The sequence below is a fragment of the Brevibacterium mcbrellneri ATCC 49030 genome (assembly GCF_000178455.1).
GTDB lineage: Bacteria > Actinomycetota > Actinomycetes > Actinomycetales > Brevibacteriaceae > Brevibacterium > Brevibacterium mcbrellneri.
Map to the genome: position 1 here is coordinate 1 of NZ_ADNU01000053.1, position 18219 is coordinate 18219.

At 59.2% G+C, this 18219-nt stretch carries 16 protein-coding genes; 6 read left to right on the forward strand and 10 right to left on the reverse strand.

The genetic code is table 11. The features are described from left to right. The 5 genes from HMPREF0183_RS12885 to HMPREF0183_RS09360 form a co-directional block, all read right to left on the reverse strand. On the reverse strand, window positions 1-1012 hold a 1012-nt coding region (locus tag HMPREF0183_RS12885; RefSeq protein WP_211205342.1), incomplete at its 3' end, for a hypothetical protein. 100 nt (window positions 1013-1112) lie between these two features. Then, complete coding sequence (locus HMPREF0183_RS09345; protein WP_005885348.1) at window positions 1113-2087, reverse strand: glutaminyl-peptide cyclotransferase; 975 nt, start codon at window positions 2085-2087, stop codon at window positions 1113-1115. Between the two features lie 112 nt (window positions 2088-2199). After that, on the reverse strand, window positions 2200-3387 hold the full coding sequence (locus HMPREF0183_RS12890; protein ID WP_005885350.1) for a hypothetical protein: 1188 nt from the start codon (window positions 3385-3387) through the stop codon (window positions 2200-2202). 116 nt (window positions 3388-3503) lie between these two features. Further along, window positions 3504-5717 (reverse strand): thioredoxin domain-containing protein, encoded by a 2214-nt coding sequence (locus HMPREF0183_RS09355; protein ID WP_005885352.1) that lies wholly within the window; start codon window positions 5715-5717, stop codon window positions 3504-3506. 47 nt (window positions 5718-5764) lie between these two features. Further along, window positions 5765-7117, reverse strand: coding sequence for an MFS transporter (locus HMPREF0183_RS09360; RefSeq protein ID WP_050775406.1), 1353 nt, complete (start codon window positions 7115-7117; stop codon window positions 5765-5767). Window positions 7118-7192: 75 nt separating this feature from the next. Between HMPREF0183_RS09360 and HMPREF0183_RS09365 the strand changes: the two genes are divergently transcribed. The 3 genes from HMPREF0183_RS09365 (at window position 7193) to HMPREF0183_RS09375 (ending at window position 11824) form a co-directional block, all read left to right on the forward strand. Next, window positions 7193-7777 (forward strand): dienelactone hydrolase family protein, encoded by a 585-nt coding sequence (locus HMPREF0183_RS09365; protein ID WP_005885355.1) that lies wholly within the window; start codon window positions 7193-7195, stop codon window positions 7775-7777. Between the two features lie 110 nt (window positions 7778-7887). Next, window positions 7888-9003, forward strand: coding sequence for a 3-oxoacyl-ACP synthase III (locus HMPREF0183_RS09370; RefSeq protein WP_005885358.1), 1116 nt, complete (start codon window positions 7888-7890; stop codon window positions 9001-9003). Between the two features lie 37 nt (window positions 9004-9040). After that, window positions 9041-11824, forward strand: a complete 2784-nt coding sequence (locus HMPREF0183_RS09375) for an alpha/beta fold hydrolase (RefSeq protein ID WP_005885359.1) — start codon at window positions 9041-9043, stop codon at window positions 11822-11824. 22 nt (window positions 11825-11846) lie between these two features. Here HMPREF0183_RS09375 and HMPREF0183_RS09380 read toward each other — a convergent pair whose 3' ends face one another. From HMPREF0183_RS09380 to HMPREF0183_RS09400, 5 genes are all read right to left on the reverse strand, one after another. Beyond that, complete coding sequence (locus HMPREF0183_RS09380; RefSeq protein ID WP_005885361.1) at window positions 11847-12650, reverse strand: 3-oxoacyl-ACP reductase; 804 nt, start codon at window positions 12648-12650, stop codon at window positions 11847-11849. A gap of 30 nt (window positions 12651-12680) precedes the next feature. Continuing rightward, the gene (locus HMPREF0183_RS09385) at window positions 12681-13256 is read right to left on the reverse strand and encodes a hypothetical protein (RefSeq protein WP_005885364.1); all 576 of its coding nucleotides are present in this window, start codon (window positions 13254-13256) and stop codon (window positions 12681-12683) included. Further along, window positions 13253-14104, reverse strand: a complete 852-nt coding sequence (locus HMPREF0183_RS09390; protein ID WP_005885366.1) for an MbnB/TglH/ChrH family RiPP precursor modification enzyme — start codon at window positions 14102-14104, stop codon at window positions 13253-13255. Before HMPREF0183_RS09390 ends, HMPREF0183_RS09385 begins: the two co-directional genes overlap by 4 nt. Then, complete coding sequence (locus HMPREF0183_RS09395) at window positions 14101-14766, reverse strand: DUF2207 domain-containing protein (protein ID WP_005885367.1); 666 nt, start codon at window positions 14764-14766, stop codon at window positions 14101-14103. The genes HMPREF0183_RS09390 and HMPREF0183_RS09395 overlap by 4 nt, the downstream gene beginning before the upstream one ends. A 433-nt stretch (window positions 14767-15199) precedes the next feature. Beyond that, entirely contained in the window at window positions 15200-15691 is a 492-nt protein-coding gene (locus HMPREF0183_RS09400; protein ID WP_156798229.1) for a hypothetical protein, read from the reverse strand. A 146-nt stretch (window positions 15692-15837) separates the two neighbouring features. On the opposite strand from HMPREF0183_RS09400, the gene HMPREF0183_RS09405 reads away from it, so the two are divergent. From HMPREF0183_RS09405 to HMPREF0183_RS09415, 3 genes are all read left to right on the forward strand, one after another. Further along, a complete protein-coding gene (locus HMPREF0183_RS09405; RefSeq protein WP_005885372.1) occupies window positions 15838-16806 on the forward strand; it encodes an NAD-dependent epimerase/dehydratase family protein in 969 nt (322 codons plus the stop codon). Window positions 16807-17033: 227 nt separating this feature from the next. Beyond that, window positions 17034-17738, forward strand: coding sequence for a hypothetical protein (locus HMPREF0183_RS12265; RefSeq protein ID WP_005885374.1), 705 nt, complete (start codon window positions 17034-17036; stop codon window positions 17736-17738). Between the two features lie 110 nt (window positions 17739-17848). Then, window positions 17849-18217 (forward strand): ArsR/SmtB family transcription factor, encoded by a 369-nt coding sequence (locus HMPREF0183_RS09415; RefSeq protein ID WP_156798230.1) that lies wholly within the window; start codon window positions 17849-17851, stop codon window positions 18215-18217. Window positions 18218-18219: the final 2 nt, after the last annotated feature.

Consider the following 18219-nt stretch of genomic DNA (forward strand, 5'->3'; position numbering starts at 1 on the left):
CCGGGGTCTCACTTGGCGAAGGTGATGGCTCAGGGTCAGGGGACTCGCTCGGCTCAGGTTCAGGCGTTTCACTCGGCTCCGGTTCCGGCGAAGGCTCAGGGTCAGGGGTCGGCGTCACACTCTCACTTGGTGACGGCTCCGGCGAAGGTTCCGGAGTTTCACTCGGCTCGGGCGTAGGCTCCGGCTCAGGAGTTGGCGTCACACTCTCACTCGGCTCCGGTTCCGGCGTAGGTTCCGGGGTCTCACTCGGCTCCGGTTCTGGTGACGGCTCCGGCTCAGGAGTCGAGGAGGGGTCTTCACCTACTGCAAAGGAAGTACAAAGGCTACTTCCAGTGAAATAACGCTCATGTGCCCATATCTGTGCTTCGATCTCATCTTCCGGCACGCCTTGTTCCAGCAACTCCTCCGCGCGCACACGTTGGGATTCTCTAAAATCTTGCTCTGACATCACAGATATCTCGGCACCGTCGTGAATGAAACGATATAGATAACCTTCGGAAGAATTGATAGCTCCGACCCTCAGAGCATAGCTACCGATATAGCTACCCGAATCACTTGCCGGAAGCGTTGAAGTCCACTGATACCCTTCATACTCGGGAGGAACCTCAATGTCTTTGTCGCTGTTAGTCTTGCCTCCAAGAGTGAAAGTGGCAACCCCTGAACTGTCAGCATCAACGTAGCCGATTTTCACGTACCGATTGGTGGCAGGTACGGCAACAGGAGAATTTGGGTCTACATCCCAATAATCCCAGGCGTCCCTAATGTCAACAAGGTCACCTGGAAATAAAGCAACGTAGACAACTGCATCTGGGGGAAGTCCCTTAACAGTAAAAGTGGCACCGTGTTCTTTAAGATGGCTTTCGGTGATAGATGCAGGACTGACATCTATCAAGTTCGGCGCTTTCACGCACCCGCTTGATTGTGCTTGGGCGTGCACGGGTGTTGCCGTACTGATCACTGAAACAAACAGGCCAAGACAGACAACAGCAACCATCGCGAAGAGCTTTTTCATAGGACTTTCCCATACAGCTTTAAACTACTTTAGAGTAAAAATAACACTCCGACACTGATTGGACAAGACCAACAAAAGGTCGTGCTTTTAAAGTGGACGATCAGCGCTCTTCAGGGTTGAACCGAACTTCATAAAGCGTGTCCCAGTACTTACCTGTGAGGTAGTAACGGTTGGTGCCAGGAATTCCGGCAATTCCGTTAAGGACATCTGCGCCAGGTTTTCGTGAAGCTTTAAAAACGCCGAGGGTATCAACGATTCCCGTGACTTCACCACTTTGCGGATCAATACGGTAAATTTCGTCGCTTTCCCAAACGTTAGCCCACACTACCGGCGAACCGTTAGGACCCCCGCTGGGATCACAGTCAAGTTCATTGAGTCTCTGCGCTGGTGTTCCTGCAACGGTTACGGAAACAGTGCCAACAGGATCAAAGCTTTCTGGGTCGCGGAAAGTCAAAGTGCCAGATCCGTCGCTCATCACCAGTCGTTGCCCGTCGGAACACAGCCCCCAGCCTTCACCGTCATAGGTTTTGGTGCTGATGACTTCTAAAGTCTCCGAATCACGTAGCAAGGCGACGTTCTGTTGCCACGTCAACTGCCATACGTGTGAGGTGTTGCCGCCGACGTGCTGAGTGACGCCTTCACCAAAGAACTCAGGAGGAAGCGGTTGGCTGTTAAACTGTTCGCCATCCAAAGAGGCGTGATAAATCCGAGACTTACCGGTCTTTCCGGTGCCAACCAATAATCTTCCTTTGTCGGCCACTTCGAGGCCCTGAGTGAAACTGCTTGAGTCCCACGGATGCTCATCGACGATCTCAACATTGAGCCGCTGAGGAGAGCTGTCAGCATTTTCAGTAATCGCTGGACTAGGTCCGGCGTCTGTGCCCCGACTGCAGGCACTAACTACCAACGCAGTTAATACACTCGACACTGACAGAAGCAGGCCCCTATAGGTTTTGATAGCGCGAATAAACTTCGAGTCAATAGTTGAATCGGCGTAACGCAATGTGTGTGAGCCTTCGGCTGTGGTCAAAGTCGGTTTGATTTTACGTGTCCGTCGATCCTTATGGCTGAGCATTTGAGTGAGAGTACACGTAAATTTTACATTTCACATAGCCCGGGAGAAGTCTTTTTAAGACTTCTCCCGGGCTCGTTTCCTATCTATGTCTATGCGCGCATTCTTGTCACAGTTAACGTGAGCGACGACGCGATAGGACAGTTGTGACTGTCCCAACTGTTAGAAGCACGCCTCCCGCTACAAGCGCTCCGAGGGTTTGCGCACCAGTGCGTGGCAGGGATTTGGGACCAGGTGATGGCTCTACCGGCGAAGTCTCACTTGGCGAAGGTGATGGCTCAGGGTCAGGGGACTCGCTCGGCTTAGGTTCAGGCGTTTCACTCGGCTCCGGCGTAGGCTCAGGCTCTACCGGCGAAGTCTCACTTGGCGAAGGTGATGGCTCAGGATCAACTGATGGGCTTTCGCTCGGCGTAGCTGACGGTTCCGGAGTCGGAGTCGCACTCTCACTTGGAGTAGGTTCAGGAGTCTCGGTGGGTGTATCAGTGACGTTGAATCCGGTGCAGGCGGAGGGCATGATGAGCCGCGCAAGATAATCGATTTGATCCTCTGGTACGCCAGCTTCGCGAAGACGGTTTTCACGTTGCTTGATCACCGCTTCGTGCTTTTGGTCGTCTAGTTCCATTCCCTCTGCTGGAATCAAGGTGTTGTTTTCATCGAACACAACACCATAGGGCTCAGAAATATCAGCGTTATAAAAGGCAACCAGGACGGTGTAGTCACCTCGATAGTCACCGTTATCGATTTTTGGAAGCGACGATGACCACGGTTTCACATCAAGTTCGGTGACTAGCTCCTTCTGCTCACGGGTAAGAGGTGGTTCTTCTTTGCTATCTTTTGTGCCACCGAAAGTGAAGGCAGCATCACCATTCCCATCAGTAACAACATACCCTTTACGCGCGACCAAGTTCGGGTCACGGTCACTTTCGTTGAACAAGTAAAGGGCGGGTTCTGAGTAATCTAGGTTCAGCGCTTGCAAGGCTTTAAGCTCCCCCTGGGCATGTTCAGGAATATCGCCGTCGAACCGCGTACGCATTAGATCCTCTGGTGTGAGTAGCTTATCTTTGACCACCAGAACTACACCCAGCGTGTTCGGGGGTAGACCTTTAGCGTTCACCGTGATTTCTGCACCCGATTGCTTCAACTGGCCCTCGGTGACGGGCGAGGGGCTAATGTCGAAAAGCCTCGAGTCATTGAGACAAAACCCCACCCGCCTAGAATCGGCATGTACTGGAGTCACTGTACTGATCACAGAGCCAACCAGGCCAAGGCAGATAACAGCCGCTAGAGCGAAGAATTTCTTCATAAAAGTTTCCCATACAACATTAAACTACTTTAGAGTAAGATTAACACTCCACAATTGAACGAACAAGCCACCGGGAAGTCCAGCATAGTTGCAACACTTTCCGTTTTCGTGCGCGTTTAGTTCCCCTCATGAGCGCTAGAGATTGCAACCGGGACGCTGAGTGCATCCAACTGTTCGCGTAGGGTGCGGGCATCCGTGGCCGGTTGCAGGCAGCGGGTGTCCACACACACCACGGCCGCGTCTGCTCCGGCACCGTCACTGGTGTCCACAACAGGCTGAGACGGATGCGCATACGCAATCCGCGCCAACTCCGGGCCCCGGGTGCTCACCCGGGGCACGCTCATCCGCATCGCCACATACGCCTGCCACCCGGCAGCCGTAGGCGTGCTCTGCATGAACGGACGACCCACAGTAAGCAACTCCCGCGCCAACTGGGCTGCCCCTCCCCCAGTTTCCGGTGACAGGACAGACATAAGGAGGGCCACCTCGGCGAACGCGGTACGGCCACACGGAACCACCGAATCAGCAGGGTTCGCACCCGAGGCGGGCACCAACGGGTCAGGTGCGTGATCGTGAACGTGCCCGTCACGCACAAACAGGCCCCGCGCGGTGTCGAACAACTCCTCGATCAGAGGCATCACGTTGGTGCGCGTCAGTGCGTGGGTACCCACACCCACCACTTGATGCAGCTCCAGCAACGCGCGGATCAAGGCCGCATAGTCGGCGAGTCCAGCAGTACTGGGGCCCGGCTTCCCGTCGGTGGTGGACCGCAACAGCTGTTCCCCTGCCCGGTTGTTGTCCAGCACGCTCTGCACCGTGGCAGCACCGGCGTCCACCAGTTCGCCTTCACCCAAAACCAGCCCGGCACGCACCAGCGCAACGGCGGCCCTGCACGCGTCCTCAGTGATCAGTTTGGTGTCCCGTTTAGGTGGCGTGCGGGTTTCCTGCAACGCCCGCAGATGCTCAATCACGGGCTGAACATCGCGGTCGGCAACCATCTCAGACCCGGTCCCGGGCCCGGCCTCAGCCTCGTCGACGGACCCGCTCCCAGCCGCGTCGCCAGCCCCGTCCTCATCGGCACCCACGTCACTCACGCCTCGGCCGGGTGCTATCAACGCACACCGCGGCTCTCCACCTTCAAAACCACTGTCCGGAAACTCCACCAGGGCGAAGTAGTCGCTCACGACCCCGGACTCCGCCAACGCCTGCTCCACTTCCGAATTCGTGAACGTGTAATACGCACCCTCCACGCTCACAGACCCCAGTGGCGAATCTGCGTCCAACGCTGTCGCTAACCCGCCCCCAGGCAGGCGCATATCAGTAAGGAGGAAGCGGGCGGTGGCAACGACCTCGGCGCGGGCCACGTGCGCGTGCGCACTGTGCGGGTCACGCGCGTGCTCCCACGTCCACCACGCGGCCGCCGCCGAAAGGTACGCGGCATTATCGTTGAGCATCTTTTCGAAGTGGGGCACGTGCCACTGCGCGTCCGTGCTGTACCGGGCAATCCCGCCGCGTAACTGGTCACGCATGCCGCCAGCGGCGATGTTGTGCAACGTGGTTCGCACCATGGTCAGCGCGTTGTCATCGAAGTCCGCTCGTTGCATGAGCGCTTGCAGGACCATGGATGGCGGGAACTTGGGCGCCCCGCCGAATCCGCCGTACACCGGGTCGAAGCGGTCGGCCAGTTGCTCGCTCCACGCGGTGAGTTCCTCAGCTGGGACGGGTGGGGTGGCTGAGGCGGCTGGCTGGTCTGCGGTCAGGTTGGAGGTGAGGTCAGCGGTGAGGTTGGCAAGTTCCCCTTCCGGGACCGAGGCGGTCGTTGACTCCGCGACCGCCTCCAGCTGGGTGCGCAACCGGTGGGTGATGGCGCTGATCTGTTCTTGCTGGTCACGCCACGTGTTTGTGACCGCTTGAAGGACTTGCATGAAGGTGGGGAGACCTCGGCCGGTGTGGGAGGGGAAGTAGGTGCCTGCGAAAAACGGGACGCCCTGGTGGTCAGTGAACGCGTTGAGCGGCCACCCGCCCTGACCGCGCAAGGCTTGGAGCGCGTTCATGTAGAACTCGTCCACATGGGGCAGTTCTTCGCGGTCGATTTTGATGGCCACAAAGTTGTCGTTGAGCACCTTCGCCACGGCCGGGTCAGAAAAGGATTCCCGCGCCATCACGTGACACCAGTGGCACGTGGAGTAGCCGATCGACACCAGCACCGGCACGTTGCGCGTGCGGGCTAGCTCAAAAGCCTCCGGCCCCCACATGTGCCAGTTCACTGGTTGGTGGGCGTGGGACTGCAAGTATGGGCTGGTCGACGTGTGCAAGGCGTTCGCGTCCATACCAGTAGCCTACTGTCCAGGCTGGCAGGTCACACCCCTTTTGGCTCTTATGCCCAGTTGGTCACGCGCGCGTTGTCGTTGTTGCCAGCCCCACGTGACAGCACGATCGCAATGACCGCCACGGATGAACACGCCGCCAAGAACAGGGCGGCCGCCCACACGTCCCCGTCGAGTGCGTTGACCAGTGCCAACACGATCATGGGCGAGAAACCGGCAACGATCGCGCCGTTGGCCTCACGTGCCAGCGCCATTCCAGAAAATCGGTGCTCCGGTGGGAACAGGTTGGCCATGAATGCGCCTTGGGAACCGGACGTTCCGGCGATGATCACGCCGAACCCGACTCCCACCGCCAGCGTTGCGCTTGCCACCGTGCCCATCTGCAGGAGTTTGAGGAATGGGTAGGCGTAGATAATTCCCAGGGCCGAGGCGGTCGCCAGCACCGTACCCGCCCCGAACCTATCCGAGGCCCACCCGGCAAAGGGCGTGGTCACAACGGCGACCAAGGTCCCCACAGTCACAGCCACAAGAGCGTCCGAACGGCTCATACCCACGTACGGGCTAGTTAGGTAGAACACGCTAAACGACGCAATCAAGTAGACCAGGGCACTGTGGCCGAACATGCCAAAGAAACCAAGTAGCACGCCTTTGAAGTCCGAACGCAGAAGCTCTTTAATGGGCACTTTGCTTTCCGCTTGCTGTTTCGCAGCGTTTTCTTGGGACGCTACGTATTCAGGTGTTTCTTCCAGTTGCGTGCGAATGTAGAGCGCCACAAAGAACAGCAGAGCTGATGCGAGGAACGGCAAGCGCCAACCCCAGGACAGGAACGCTTCTTCAGGTAGATGAGACGCCCACAGGAACGCACCCGTCGCTAGCACGATACCCAGCGGAGGCATGGACAGAATGAAACCAGTGAACCAGCCCCGGCGCTTGGGCGAAGTGTATTCGGCGACCACGGTAATGGCGCCGGTGAGTTCGGCCCCGGCGCCAAATCCCTGAATGAACCGGAACAGCACCAGAAGAATAGGAGCAAACACTCCAATCGCGTGAGCGGTAGGCAAGAGCCCCATCCCCACGGTTGCCACTGCCATCAGGATGATGGTGAGAAGCATCGCAGGCTTGCGACCATAACGGTCGCCGATATGCCCAATAACAATGCCACCCAACGGACGGGCCAAGAACCCAACCGCAAACGTCGCAAACGTACTCAGACCCGCGGCCGCACTCAAATGCCCAGGGAAAAACAGAGGTGCAATCACCACACCAGCAGCCGCACCGTACAACGCATAGTCATACCACTCGATCAACGTTCCCACGATCGACGCGACCAACGCTTTGACCGCTCCCGGTGACATTCCACCTTTTCTGTCTGCCACCTCGGCGGGCGCTGCAGGCTGATTCATTCCACCCTCTTCACACTCAAAAATTGTCCTGCAGAATCCTATACGCCCGGTTTTCAGTCCAGTTAAGCTGGTCACATGGCGACCATTATCCTGTTCCACTCAGCCCTGGGGCTCGACCAGGGAATGCACCGCATGGCAGACGTCCTCAAGAACGCCGGGCACACCGTCCACCTTCCGGATTTCTACGACGGAAACGTGTTCACAGAAACCGCGGACGGCCTTGCCTACCGCGACGATGTCACGTTCCCTGAACTGGCCAAACGCGCCTCAGCGGCAGTGGACGAGATCGTTGCCGGTTCGTCTGCTGAGCGCTTCATCTTTGGTGGCTTCTCGCTTGGGGCCGCGATGGCGCAGAGCTTTGGAAAGCGTCACCCGCAAGCAGCTGGCGCGCTGTTGTTCCACGCTGGCGGAACCCCCAAACCAACCAGCTGGCAAGCGTCAGCAACCCTCCAGATCCACCACACGGTAGGCGACCCGTTCTACGACGAAGGCCAACCCGAACTATTAGCACGGTGCGCAGCAGAGGCAGGTGCTCAGGCCAGCCACTTCATGTACCCCGGCAAAGCACACCTGTTCGCTGACCCCACAAAAGACGACTACGACGAAGAACTCGCCACCCTCATGTGGGAGCGAGTCCTCGCGTTCGTCAACCGGGCGTGAGTTGGGGCGCTAAACGATCACCAAATGTGGGATTGCCCACCCCCGCTTAGCCATTTCGACGTTGAGCATTAGGATTGACTGGATAGGGAAAACAGGGCACGCGCAGTGACATGCTCAGGTGTGCGCACTGGCACGCACCAGCCCTGTTAACCGCCAACCTACTCGACGCACGAATTGAACGGACGCTTTTGAACGGCAGAACACCCGGCAATACGACTTTCCGGCACAACAACGCAGCGCTTCTGGGGATAGCTGAAACAACTGCCCCCAACCCGGTTTCCTCCGGCTCATTCGACGAAAAGCTGGCATCAACTCTTAAGCGTTTACACCTTCCACAAGGGCTAATTCGGCGGGTCGCCGGAGTGGACTACCGCCGCAACTGGGACAACCCGCACGACTTCATCGCCGGAGCCGTCAACGCCGGTAAACAAGCACTCGAACGAGCCCAAGTGGACGCAGACCAAATCGGCGTCATGATCAACACCTCCGTGACCCGCGAAACCCTCGAACCTTCCGTCGCCGTGTCCATTCACCACGGAATCGGGTTACCCACCTCGGCCATGAACTTCGACATTGCCAACGCGTGCCTAGGGTTCGTCAACGGTATGACCGTGGTGTCCACCATGATTGACTCCGGCCAGATCGACTACGGCCTGGTCGTGGCCGGTGAAGACGCCACCCGCGTCCAACAAGCAACCCTGAACCGCCTGTCCCAAGACGACATCACACGCGCGGAATACCTCAACGAATTCGCCTCACTCACCCTGGGATGTGGCGCCGCTGCCGCCGTGCTAGGACCAGCCGACCGCCACCCAGAAGGCCACAGAATCCTGGGCGGAGTCACCCGGGCGGGCACATGGAACCACGAACTGTGCGTGGGCGACCACAACGGCATGTTCACCGACGCCACCGGCCTGCTCACCAACGGCATGGAACTGGTCATCAACGCGTGGAACGAGGCCCACGAAGACGGCTGGGACTGGAACGACATGACCATGTACGTCACCCACCAGGTGTCCAAGATCCACACCAACGAAATGGCCAAAACCGCCAGCCTGGACCTCGACCGCATGCCCGTCACATTCCCCGAACTGGGTAACGTGGGGCCCGCCTCACTGCCCATCACGCTGGCCCGCAACGCTGACTCCCTCAAATCCGGTGACCGGATCCTGGCCATGGGCGTTGGCTCCGGGCTCAACACCGCAATGACTGAAATCGTCTGGTAAACACCACCGTCTAAGCACAACCGTCGAAAGGCAGAACGTGTCCCATCCTTCACAGGCGGCGTTCGGAGCCGCACCGGCAACCACCCCACCTGACCTCGCGGAATGGGACCCACAGTGGTCGCGCATCGTCACGGTTCCCACCTTCGACGGCGAGCGTTCCTTCCACGTCCTCGATACCCTGCCCGCCTTGCGCGAACGTGGCCTCGAGCCCACCGGCACGATCGTCGCTTTGCATGGAAACCCCACGTGGTCCTACCTGTGGCGTCGCTTAGCCCAGGCCACTGTGGACGCAGCGGACGAACCCGGAGCTCGCACCTGGCGGGTCATCGCCCCTGACCAGCTGGAAATGGGGTACTCGGAACGGGTTGAACATTCCAACCTGCCCACACCGCTGGGTGACGACCCCACGCAGCGCCGCATCGCGCAGCGTGTCGCGGACTTTGACGCGGTCATCTCAGAGTTGACCGCCGAGGTGTCCGCCACCTCGGGCGCGGACCACCCCCTAGTCACGCTGGGACACGACTGGGGCGGGGTGCTGTCGCTGACCTGGGCGGCCCGCAACCAGGACCGCGTCGCCGCCGTCATGACCCTCAACACCGCGGTGTGGCACGACGACAACGAGAACATTCCCGCAGCCCTGCGCGCGGCACTCACCGGCCCTGTTTTGCCGTACTCCACCGTGCGCACGGATGCCTTCCTGCGCGCCACCTTGGCGCTGTCGAACTCCATCCCGCCCGAGGTCGCAAACGCCTACCGCTCGCCGTACCAGACGGCTGCCCAACGCCACGGGATCGGGCAGTTCGTCGCGGACATTCCAGCCACCTCGGACCACCCGTCGCACGGTGAACTGCAGCAACTGGCCCGCGACATCGCAACGATTGAAGCGCCCGCGTTGATCCTGTGGGGCCCCAAGGACCCGGTTTTCCAAGAGCGGTACTTGCGCGATTTGCGTAAGCGACTCCCTCAGGCTGATATTCACCGGTTCGAACGCACCAGCCACTTGTTCGCTGAAGATGTGGACTACGCTTCGACGGTTCTGCAGTGGCTGGCGGCCACGCTTCCGGTTGATGGGACTGAGGCTGCGGCCGGTGGGGCGGCTGATTCAGCCAGGACGGTTACTGGTGAGACTGGCCCCGATGCCGCCACCGACTCCAACGACGACCTCCCCATGATCTTCGACGCCCTGGACGCCCGCCACACCGACCCGTCCGTGGCCAGCGTGGACATGAGCAAGGACCAGGCGATCAGCTGGGCGCAGCTGAGCCACGTGGTTGACGCGATCGCGTTGAGCCTGCAGGAAAAGGGACTCAAGCGCGGCGACCGTGTGAGCCTTCTAGTGCCTCCCGGCAACAACCTCACCGCTGCTGCCTACGCAGTGCTCAAGGCCGGAGGTGTCGTGGTTGTTGCCGACGCCGGCCTGGGGGCTGCGGGCATGACGCGGGCGATTAAGGCCTCGGACCCGCAGTGGATTATTGGTGAGGTGCCCGGTCTGACCCTGGCCCGAGGTGCCGGCTGGCCCGGTCGCCGAGTTTCAGTGACCCCGCTCAACGCACTCACGCGCCGCCTGTTGGGGGTTGAGACATCGATGACTGAGATGTCGCGTCGCTGGGTCAAATCGCATGAAAAGATCGACACCCCACACCTGGACGACGACGCGGCCGTGCTGTTTACCTCCGGCTCCACCGGCCCGGCCAAGGGTGTGCGCTACACGCACCGAGCACTGGGTGCCTTGGCTACGGTTCTCCAACGTCACTTCGACGTCAAACCTGGCACCGGCCTGGTGGCTGGGTTCCCGCCGTTTGCGCTGTTGGGACCGGGAATTGGTGCCAGCTCCGTGACTCCGAATATGTCGGTGACAAAACCGCGCACGCTCACGGCGCGCGCCCTGGCCGAGGCGGTCGCCGCCGGGTCTTGCACCATGGTTTTCGCTTCCCCGGCCGCCTACACCAACGTTGCGGCTACCGCTGATGAGCTCACCGACGAACAGCGGGCAGCATGCGCCGGTGTCGAAATGGCACTGTCTGCCGGTGCGCCAGTTCCGCTTGAGCTTATGCGCAAGATCAAGTCTGTGTTCCCCAACGCTTCTGTTCACTCGCCGTATGGCATGACGGAAGGACTGTTGCTTGCCGACATTACGGCTGACGGTGTTGCAGAAGCGATGGAAGCGGCTAGTGATCACGGCGTGTGTGTGGGCCGTCCGATTGAAGGAGTGCGTTTTGCGATCGCCCCGATCCTTCCCGACGGTTCCTCGTCTGAAGAACTCATTGAACTGTCCTCGCCTGGAGGATCAGACGTTGCGGGCTCTGAAGCCGTGGGGGTTTTGGGCGAGTTCGTGGTGTCAGCCGATCACATCAAGTCTGGTTACGACCGCCTGTGGCTCACCGATGTCGAATCAAAACGCGACACCGCAGGTGGCCACACGTGGCACCGCACCAACGACATTGGTCACGTGGACGCGCAGGGGCGCATCTGGGTTGAAGGGCGCACGCAACACATTGTGACCACGCCTTATGGCCCGGTTGCGCCCGGCGGTGTCGAAGCCGTTGTGGACACAGTGCCTGGGGTTTCGCGCAGTGCCGTGGTAGGTGTTGGGCCACACGGTAACCAAGCACTCGTTGTTGTCCTGGAACGCACCGATGAGATGAAGCCCGGCTTGGCTGGCCTCGACATCACCGCGCAGATCCGAGAAACCGTGCTTGAAAAGTGCGACCTGGACGTGGCGGCTGTTCTTGTGGCCAAGGACTTCCTCACTGACATCCGCCACAACTCCAAGATCAACCGCGAACGGCTACGCGAATGGGCTGAAGACCAGCTGGGGTGATGTAGCCAAGTCCAACCAGCGGTCAGTCGAACACCAGACCGTTGTCGACCACCAAGTTCTGACCTGTCACAGCGCGCGAAGCCGGGGACGCGAAAAACGTGGCTGCCGCCGCGAACTCTTCGGGAGTGGTGACATGCCCCAAAGGGGTGGAGGCAGCGATACCGTCAAAGACCTCGGGCGGGGTAGCCGAAGACGCATCCGTGGTACGCAACAGACCGCCGGACACCATGTTCACCCGGACCCCCAACGGCCCCAGGTCTTTTGCAAAAGTCCTGGTCACAGAGAGAAGCGCGGCCTTGGAAGCCGTGTAGTCGTGGTACGGAACAACCGGGTTCTGGAACAGGTTGGTGCCGATGTTGATGACGCGCCCGGACCCCAGTTCGCGGAATCCTGGCAGGGCCGACTGGATGGTGTTTACCGCGCCACCTACGGAGCCGCGGAACTGTGCGTCGAAGTGTTCGTAGTCGATTTCATCGGCGTGGGGGCGTTCGTCGCCGTTAAAGGAAAAGTCCACCAGTGCGTTGTTCACCACGGTAGACACTGGTGCGTTCCATTCCTCCTGCACGTACTTGAACATGGCGAGAACAGCGCGGAAGTCGGTGATGTCGGCTTGCACGGCGAGCGCGCGGCCACCTTGTCCTTGGACCGACTTAACAAGTTCGCCTGCAGCGTCTTCGCTGGTGCGGTAGTTGATGACGACGCTGGCGCCTTCAGCCACGAAAGTCTTGGTCAGAGCAGCACCCAGGCCCCGGGCGCCTCCAGTGATGAGGACAATCTGATCGCTGATGGGCAAAGCGCTTGTCGAATGGGCGTGTGCGTTAGCCATAGTGACTCCTCCAAAGCGTAGTTGGCACCATCATCGCATTCCGCGGCGAAAAATCCATGCCCACCGGCCCCAGCCGAACGCCAGCAGTCCGTCTTCTGACACGACAAACGGGCCAACTCGCGGTTTGACGTCAGGCAGGCCTTTCGCCCGGGTGCTGGGCGTGCGGTCAGCCCCGGTGCAGCCTGTGTCACCGGCGCGGTTCCCAGCCCGGGTGCCAGCCGTGTCTTTCACTCGTCGATAGCGAATGCGCGCTCCCACGAAGTCCGCTCGCGCCTCGGGCGGTAACTGGTTCGCCTCAGCCAGGCAGAACAGGAGGCTGGCCCCGTCTGTGTCGTGATCAGCAGGTGGGTGCGTTGTGTGCCACTCCTGTGCCGTTTCCCACGCTGGTTCGCCTTGTGAACGCGCACGTTTCAGGCCTACGGCAAGGCCCCGGTAGTGCCCGCCTAAAGTGCTCAAGCGTTTGGAAAACAGGCTGCTTCGAGCCGCGTCAAGTTTTTTCTGATCCAAGCCCATGGTGTTATCAGCACCGCCCACCATGATGGCCACAAACTGGGCTTGGTCCTGCGCCAACTGTGCGCGAATCGCGCCGAGGTCGCGGGCCGTCACGGAGTGATCCTGTCCACGCCTGCGATATCGGCGAGTGCGTTGAGTTCGGCGAACATCTCGTCTTCAGGTGGGAACGCTGAATCGCGTTCCAGCATGAGTGGAACTGGGCCGGTTCGTTCCACCACCTCATGGGCTAGCGCCATGGCTTCTTGCACTACGGGGCTCGCGTGGGTGTCGTGGTACATGTCTCCTCGCCACGAACCGCCTGCAATGTGACAGTACGCGATCCGATCTAACGGCATGGCGAGAACATCGGTGAGCGGATCACGCCCATGGTTGGTAGCGTTCGCCCACACGTTCGCAATATCAAGGACAAGCGCAGCCCCGGTTTCTTCTAAGAGTGTTGTCACGAATTCGCCTTCTGGCATCTGTGGGTCCGGCCATTCCACCAGGGTGGCGATCGGTTCTAAAGCCAATGGACGTTGCAACACATCTTGCGCACGGTTCACATTGTCGACCATGACGGCCAGCTGGTCGCGTGTGAGTGGGACGGGCAACAAATGCCCAGCTTCAAACACCTGGGCGTGAGGGGAATCGTAACTGTCAAGCTCCTGGGCTCGCACGAGCGCAATGTGTTCACTGATCAGCGGGGAACGGCACGCTTCCGCAACCGCGTTAAGCATGTGCAACGTATCTGCGTCCGGTGGCTCAGCGGACCCCAGTGACAGTGACACCCCGTGAGTGACTACCGGGACATCCGAATCCACCAGCACCTGCAGGTGTTCATCCAGGTCACGCGGGTTGTGGTTCTCGGCTAGAACCTCGACAAATGCAGGCGTCAGTTTGGCTTGCGACTGGCGCATTTCCCAACGCCAACCCACACCTAAGCCCGCGGGAAGACTACTCACGAACGACCTCGGGACGATACATCCAAAGACCGGATCTCATTGGTCAGCTGCTTGTAGTTGCGCGAACGGAACTTCTTGGTGGGGTTGGAGACCTTTTCGCGGAAAGCCCAGGCCAGAATCCCAACAACCACCAGCACTTCGATCAGCAGTCCCCACACCGGTTCGTGGGCGAAAATCAGCACGCCCAGGCGCGCAACCCCCAGCACAAACAGCGCCAACCCTGCAGCCTGCGCGACCAACAAAGCCGGGTGTTTAGGGCTAATGAGCATGCCAGTTTCGCGCATGCCACGGCGAAGATCCTCCACCAAGGCACGCGAGTAGTCGTCGTGTGCGAGCTTTTCGTACACGTGCTCTGGAACTTCCTGCTTGTCAGTGATCTCCAGGGCACGTTGAATGAGCGGCTGCTGCATGAGCCCACCAAAAATTTTGACGTCACCGTTGCGCGCGAAGTATTCGGCTCGAGCGGGAGGACACACCAGAGTGGACACGGTAGTGAACACGCCTGAGCGACGGTCTTTGGAATACGCCAGCTCCAAAATGTTGGGGGTTCGCGCGTACTCACGACTCACCATGACGCGAGCGCCCCACACAATGAAGAACATAAGCACCACTAAGGCGCCGTAGAACCACAGGAAAGCTCCACCTGTGATGTGGTCGAACATCAGTTTCCTCCTCTGCGACTACCGGGCCATGCACACGGTAGTCACACACCAGACTAGTCGCCACCTCCGCAACCACCACAGCCGCCACCGCCACCACACGAACTGCAGGAGGACCCTGAACTGCACGAGGAGCCCCCGCCCCCGCCAGAAGGACTTGGCACTGTTGGCAAAGCCCAGACCGAGGCGAATGTTGGGTCCAGTTGCCAGGCCGCCGTGACTCCACCCACCGCTAGCGCCAGCGGGAGTCCAAGGGAAAACGCTTGTGACTGCGGTTCGAGTTCCTTCATCTGCTTCATGGTGTCCACGTACGTCGCCCCCTTCGTACGTTTCATTGCGCCCGTTGGGCCGGAGTACAAGAGAAACCCCATCAAGAGAATGAGGCTGCAGGTCATGGCCACAAGGAAGCCCACGGGCCTGTCGTTGATCAGGCCCACTACGATGCGGTAAAGCCCGAATAGAAACACTGCAAGCGTGAACCAGCCGGCCAGTCTACGCAGGAGCGTCTTGTTGTCTGACAGTAACCGGTTGTGGCGCATGTCTGCGGCAAGGTTTTTTCCAGCTCCTTGAGCTGGTGGTCTTCTTCCGCGCGTTTAGAAATGGGCAAGTGCTGAAGGTCAGACGCTTCCATGAGTTGGCGGATTCGCCCAATAATGGGGTGCGTACTGATGTTGCGGTACAGGTCTGGACTGCCGTGACGTTCCAGGTGCTCCAAGCGTTGTGGAGGGTCGAGCAGAGCAACGACTGTGGCCACCAGACTCATACGGCCACCTGATGCGTAGGCCAGTTCAAGCACGTTAGGGGTTTTGCGCAACGGCCCACCTGATGTCACCCGTCCCACAATGAGCAAGACAACGCATATCGCAATGAGCACCGCGTAGAAGGCCAGGAATACGGGCCCCGGCACGTTGGTCATCAACAGGTTCATGTTTTAAATGTACGGGCTGAACCCGCGCTGTGTGTGGCGAGCAGGTTACATCTGTGCGCAAATTTGCAATTGGGAGGGGCCGCTTCCGCACCTACCCCACAAAGCCAACCGTCAACCCCACCCACGCAACCCGTTACGCTTGAGGTATGCGAATTTGTGTCACCGGCGCTTCTGGACTGTTGGGATCTGGCGTTGCTCGCGCGCTCGTTGAGCAGGGCCACCACGTGACCACTTTGCAACGCAGGCCGTCCGGGGTTGACGGGGCGCAGGACGTGCTGGGATCTGTCACGGACCCTGCGTGTGTGGAAGGCGCGCTCACCGGCGCCGAGGCGGTCATCCACCTGGCAGCGAAAGTCTCCATGGCGGGTGATTCGGCCCAGTTTGACCGCGTAAACATCGACGGAACGCGCACGGTAGTTGAAGCCGCCCAGGCTGCGGGCGTGAATCGTTTTGTCCACATTTCTTCGCCTTCGGTGGCGCATACGGGTTCCTCGATCATTGGGGAGGGAGCCCAGCCAGCTAACCCACAGACAGCCCGTGGCGACTACGCGCGCACAAAAGCCCAAGGCGAAATCATTGCACTGAACGCAGACTCCGATTCGTTCCCCGTGATTGTTTTGCGCCCCCACCTCATGTGGGGTCCTGGTGATACGCAGCTGACCGAACGCGTCATTGAACGCGCTAAGCAGGGACGTATTCCCATCTTGGGGTCGGGCACTCCCCTCATTGACACGCTCTACTCAACGAACGCGATAGACGCGATCCTCGCAGCCCTTGAGGTGGTGCCCCACACGCATGGGGAGGCGCTCGTGGTGACTAATGGGCAACCTCGGCCGGTGGGCGAACTTCTCAACAGGATTGCCGTGGCTGGCGGTGCCGAGCCTATCCGCCTGCACGTCCCCGCGGGCGCCGCTAAGGCGGCAGGTTCTGCGATTGAGACCGTGTGGAACCTCACCGAGCACGACGACGAACCTCCCCTCACCCACTTCCTTGCCGAACAATTGTCGACCGCACACTGGTTTGACCAGCGCCGCACCCGTGAGGCGCTGAACTGGACGCCTGCTGTGAGTATCGAGCAGGGTTTGAAGATCCTGGCTCAGCACTACGGAAAGTAGAAGGCTGCCCACTTTTGCAAGCCTGACACGCGATAAGCGTTCATTTTGAAACTTTTTTTAACTTTTTTCTGCGCGCGCAAAAAGCGATGTGACCTGCAAAATCACATCCATGTAAGCATTCTTTATAACGTTTTGATTACGCTCGCGTGTATCATTTGACGCAAATGTCTACTACGATCCTTTTTGGCGAACAAGTAAATGCTCCCACTTCCCACTTTTAGGAACATATGCTTAAGACAAAATTGCCACTTGCAATCGCTACAGGCGTTGTATCAGTAGGCCTCTTTTCAGCTCCGGCGTCGGCGCTACCGTCACTGACAGGTAATGCGCACGACCACAACACCAGTTCAACGGACGGCAACGTTTCTCAACCCGAAACGAAGCCCGAGCCACGGAACAAAGCTCAGAACCAGACGAAGTCGAAATCTAAGTCGAAGTCTGAGTCCAAGTCGAAATCAAAGTCCAAATCTAAGCCAAAGCTTCCTCCGCAGCCGTCGTACCTGGACAAAGACCAGATTGAAAACGCCCGCATCATCATTGGTGTGGGACGCGCATTCAACGTATCTGACCGGGGAATTCAGATCGCGTTGATGACAGCATTCCAGGAATCCGACATGTACAACCTGGATCACGGCGATAAGGACTCGAAGGGACTGTTCCAGCAGCGTCCCAAGTACGGCTGGGGAACGGAAGACGAAGTCCAAACGCGCACGTTTGCCGCGCAGTCTTTTTACGGGGTGAACCCCAAGGTGAAAAACGCGGGGCTACTGGATATTCCAGGCTGGGAAAAGATGAGCCTGAATGATGCCGCACAAGCCGTGCAACGTTCCGGATACCCAGACCGTTATGCTCAGTGGGAAAACTTGGCGTGGCGAACCCTCAAAGCAAACTACGACGCGCCCAAGATCTATCACGCAGGACCGGTGGAATAGCCCGCGCTTCGTGGGTAAAGCACGTGTCTCCCAGGCGCCTATTAGGGGAAGGGAGCCAGGGAGACACTGCGTTTGTTCCACGTATGTTTCACGCGAGTAGACTACTCACTATGTCAGAAAAAACAGCCGTCGATGTCAGCAAGATTCACCCTGAAGGTGACTGCGACATTCCATCAGAATTCTCGTCGCAAAAGAACATCAGTCTCACCGCTGAACTGTTCAAGGCTCTTGCTACACCGTCGCGCTTGAAGATTCTGCTCACTTTGTCCCACGGGCCAGCCAGTGTGAGCAACATCGTGATTGCCACCGAGCTGTCACAGCCACTGGTCTCACAGCACCTCAAAGTGCTCCGTGGCATTCACTTGGTTTCCGTGCAGCGCGATGGGCGAGAAGCGATTTACTCGCTCATGGACGACCACGTCGCGCACATCATTCTTGACGCGATGGCCCACGTCAACGAACTCGAGCACGCCAACTAAGC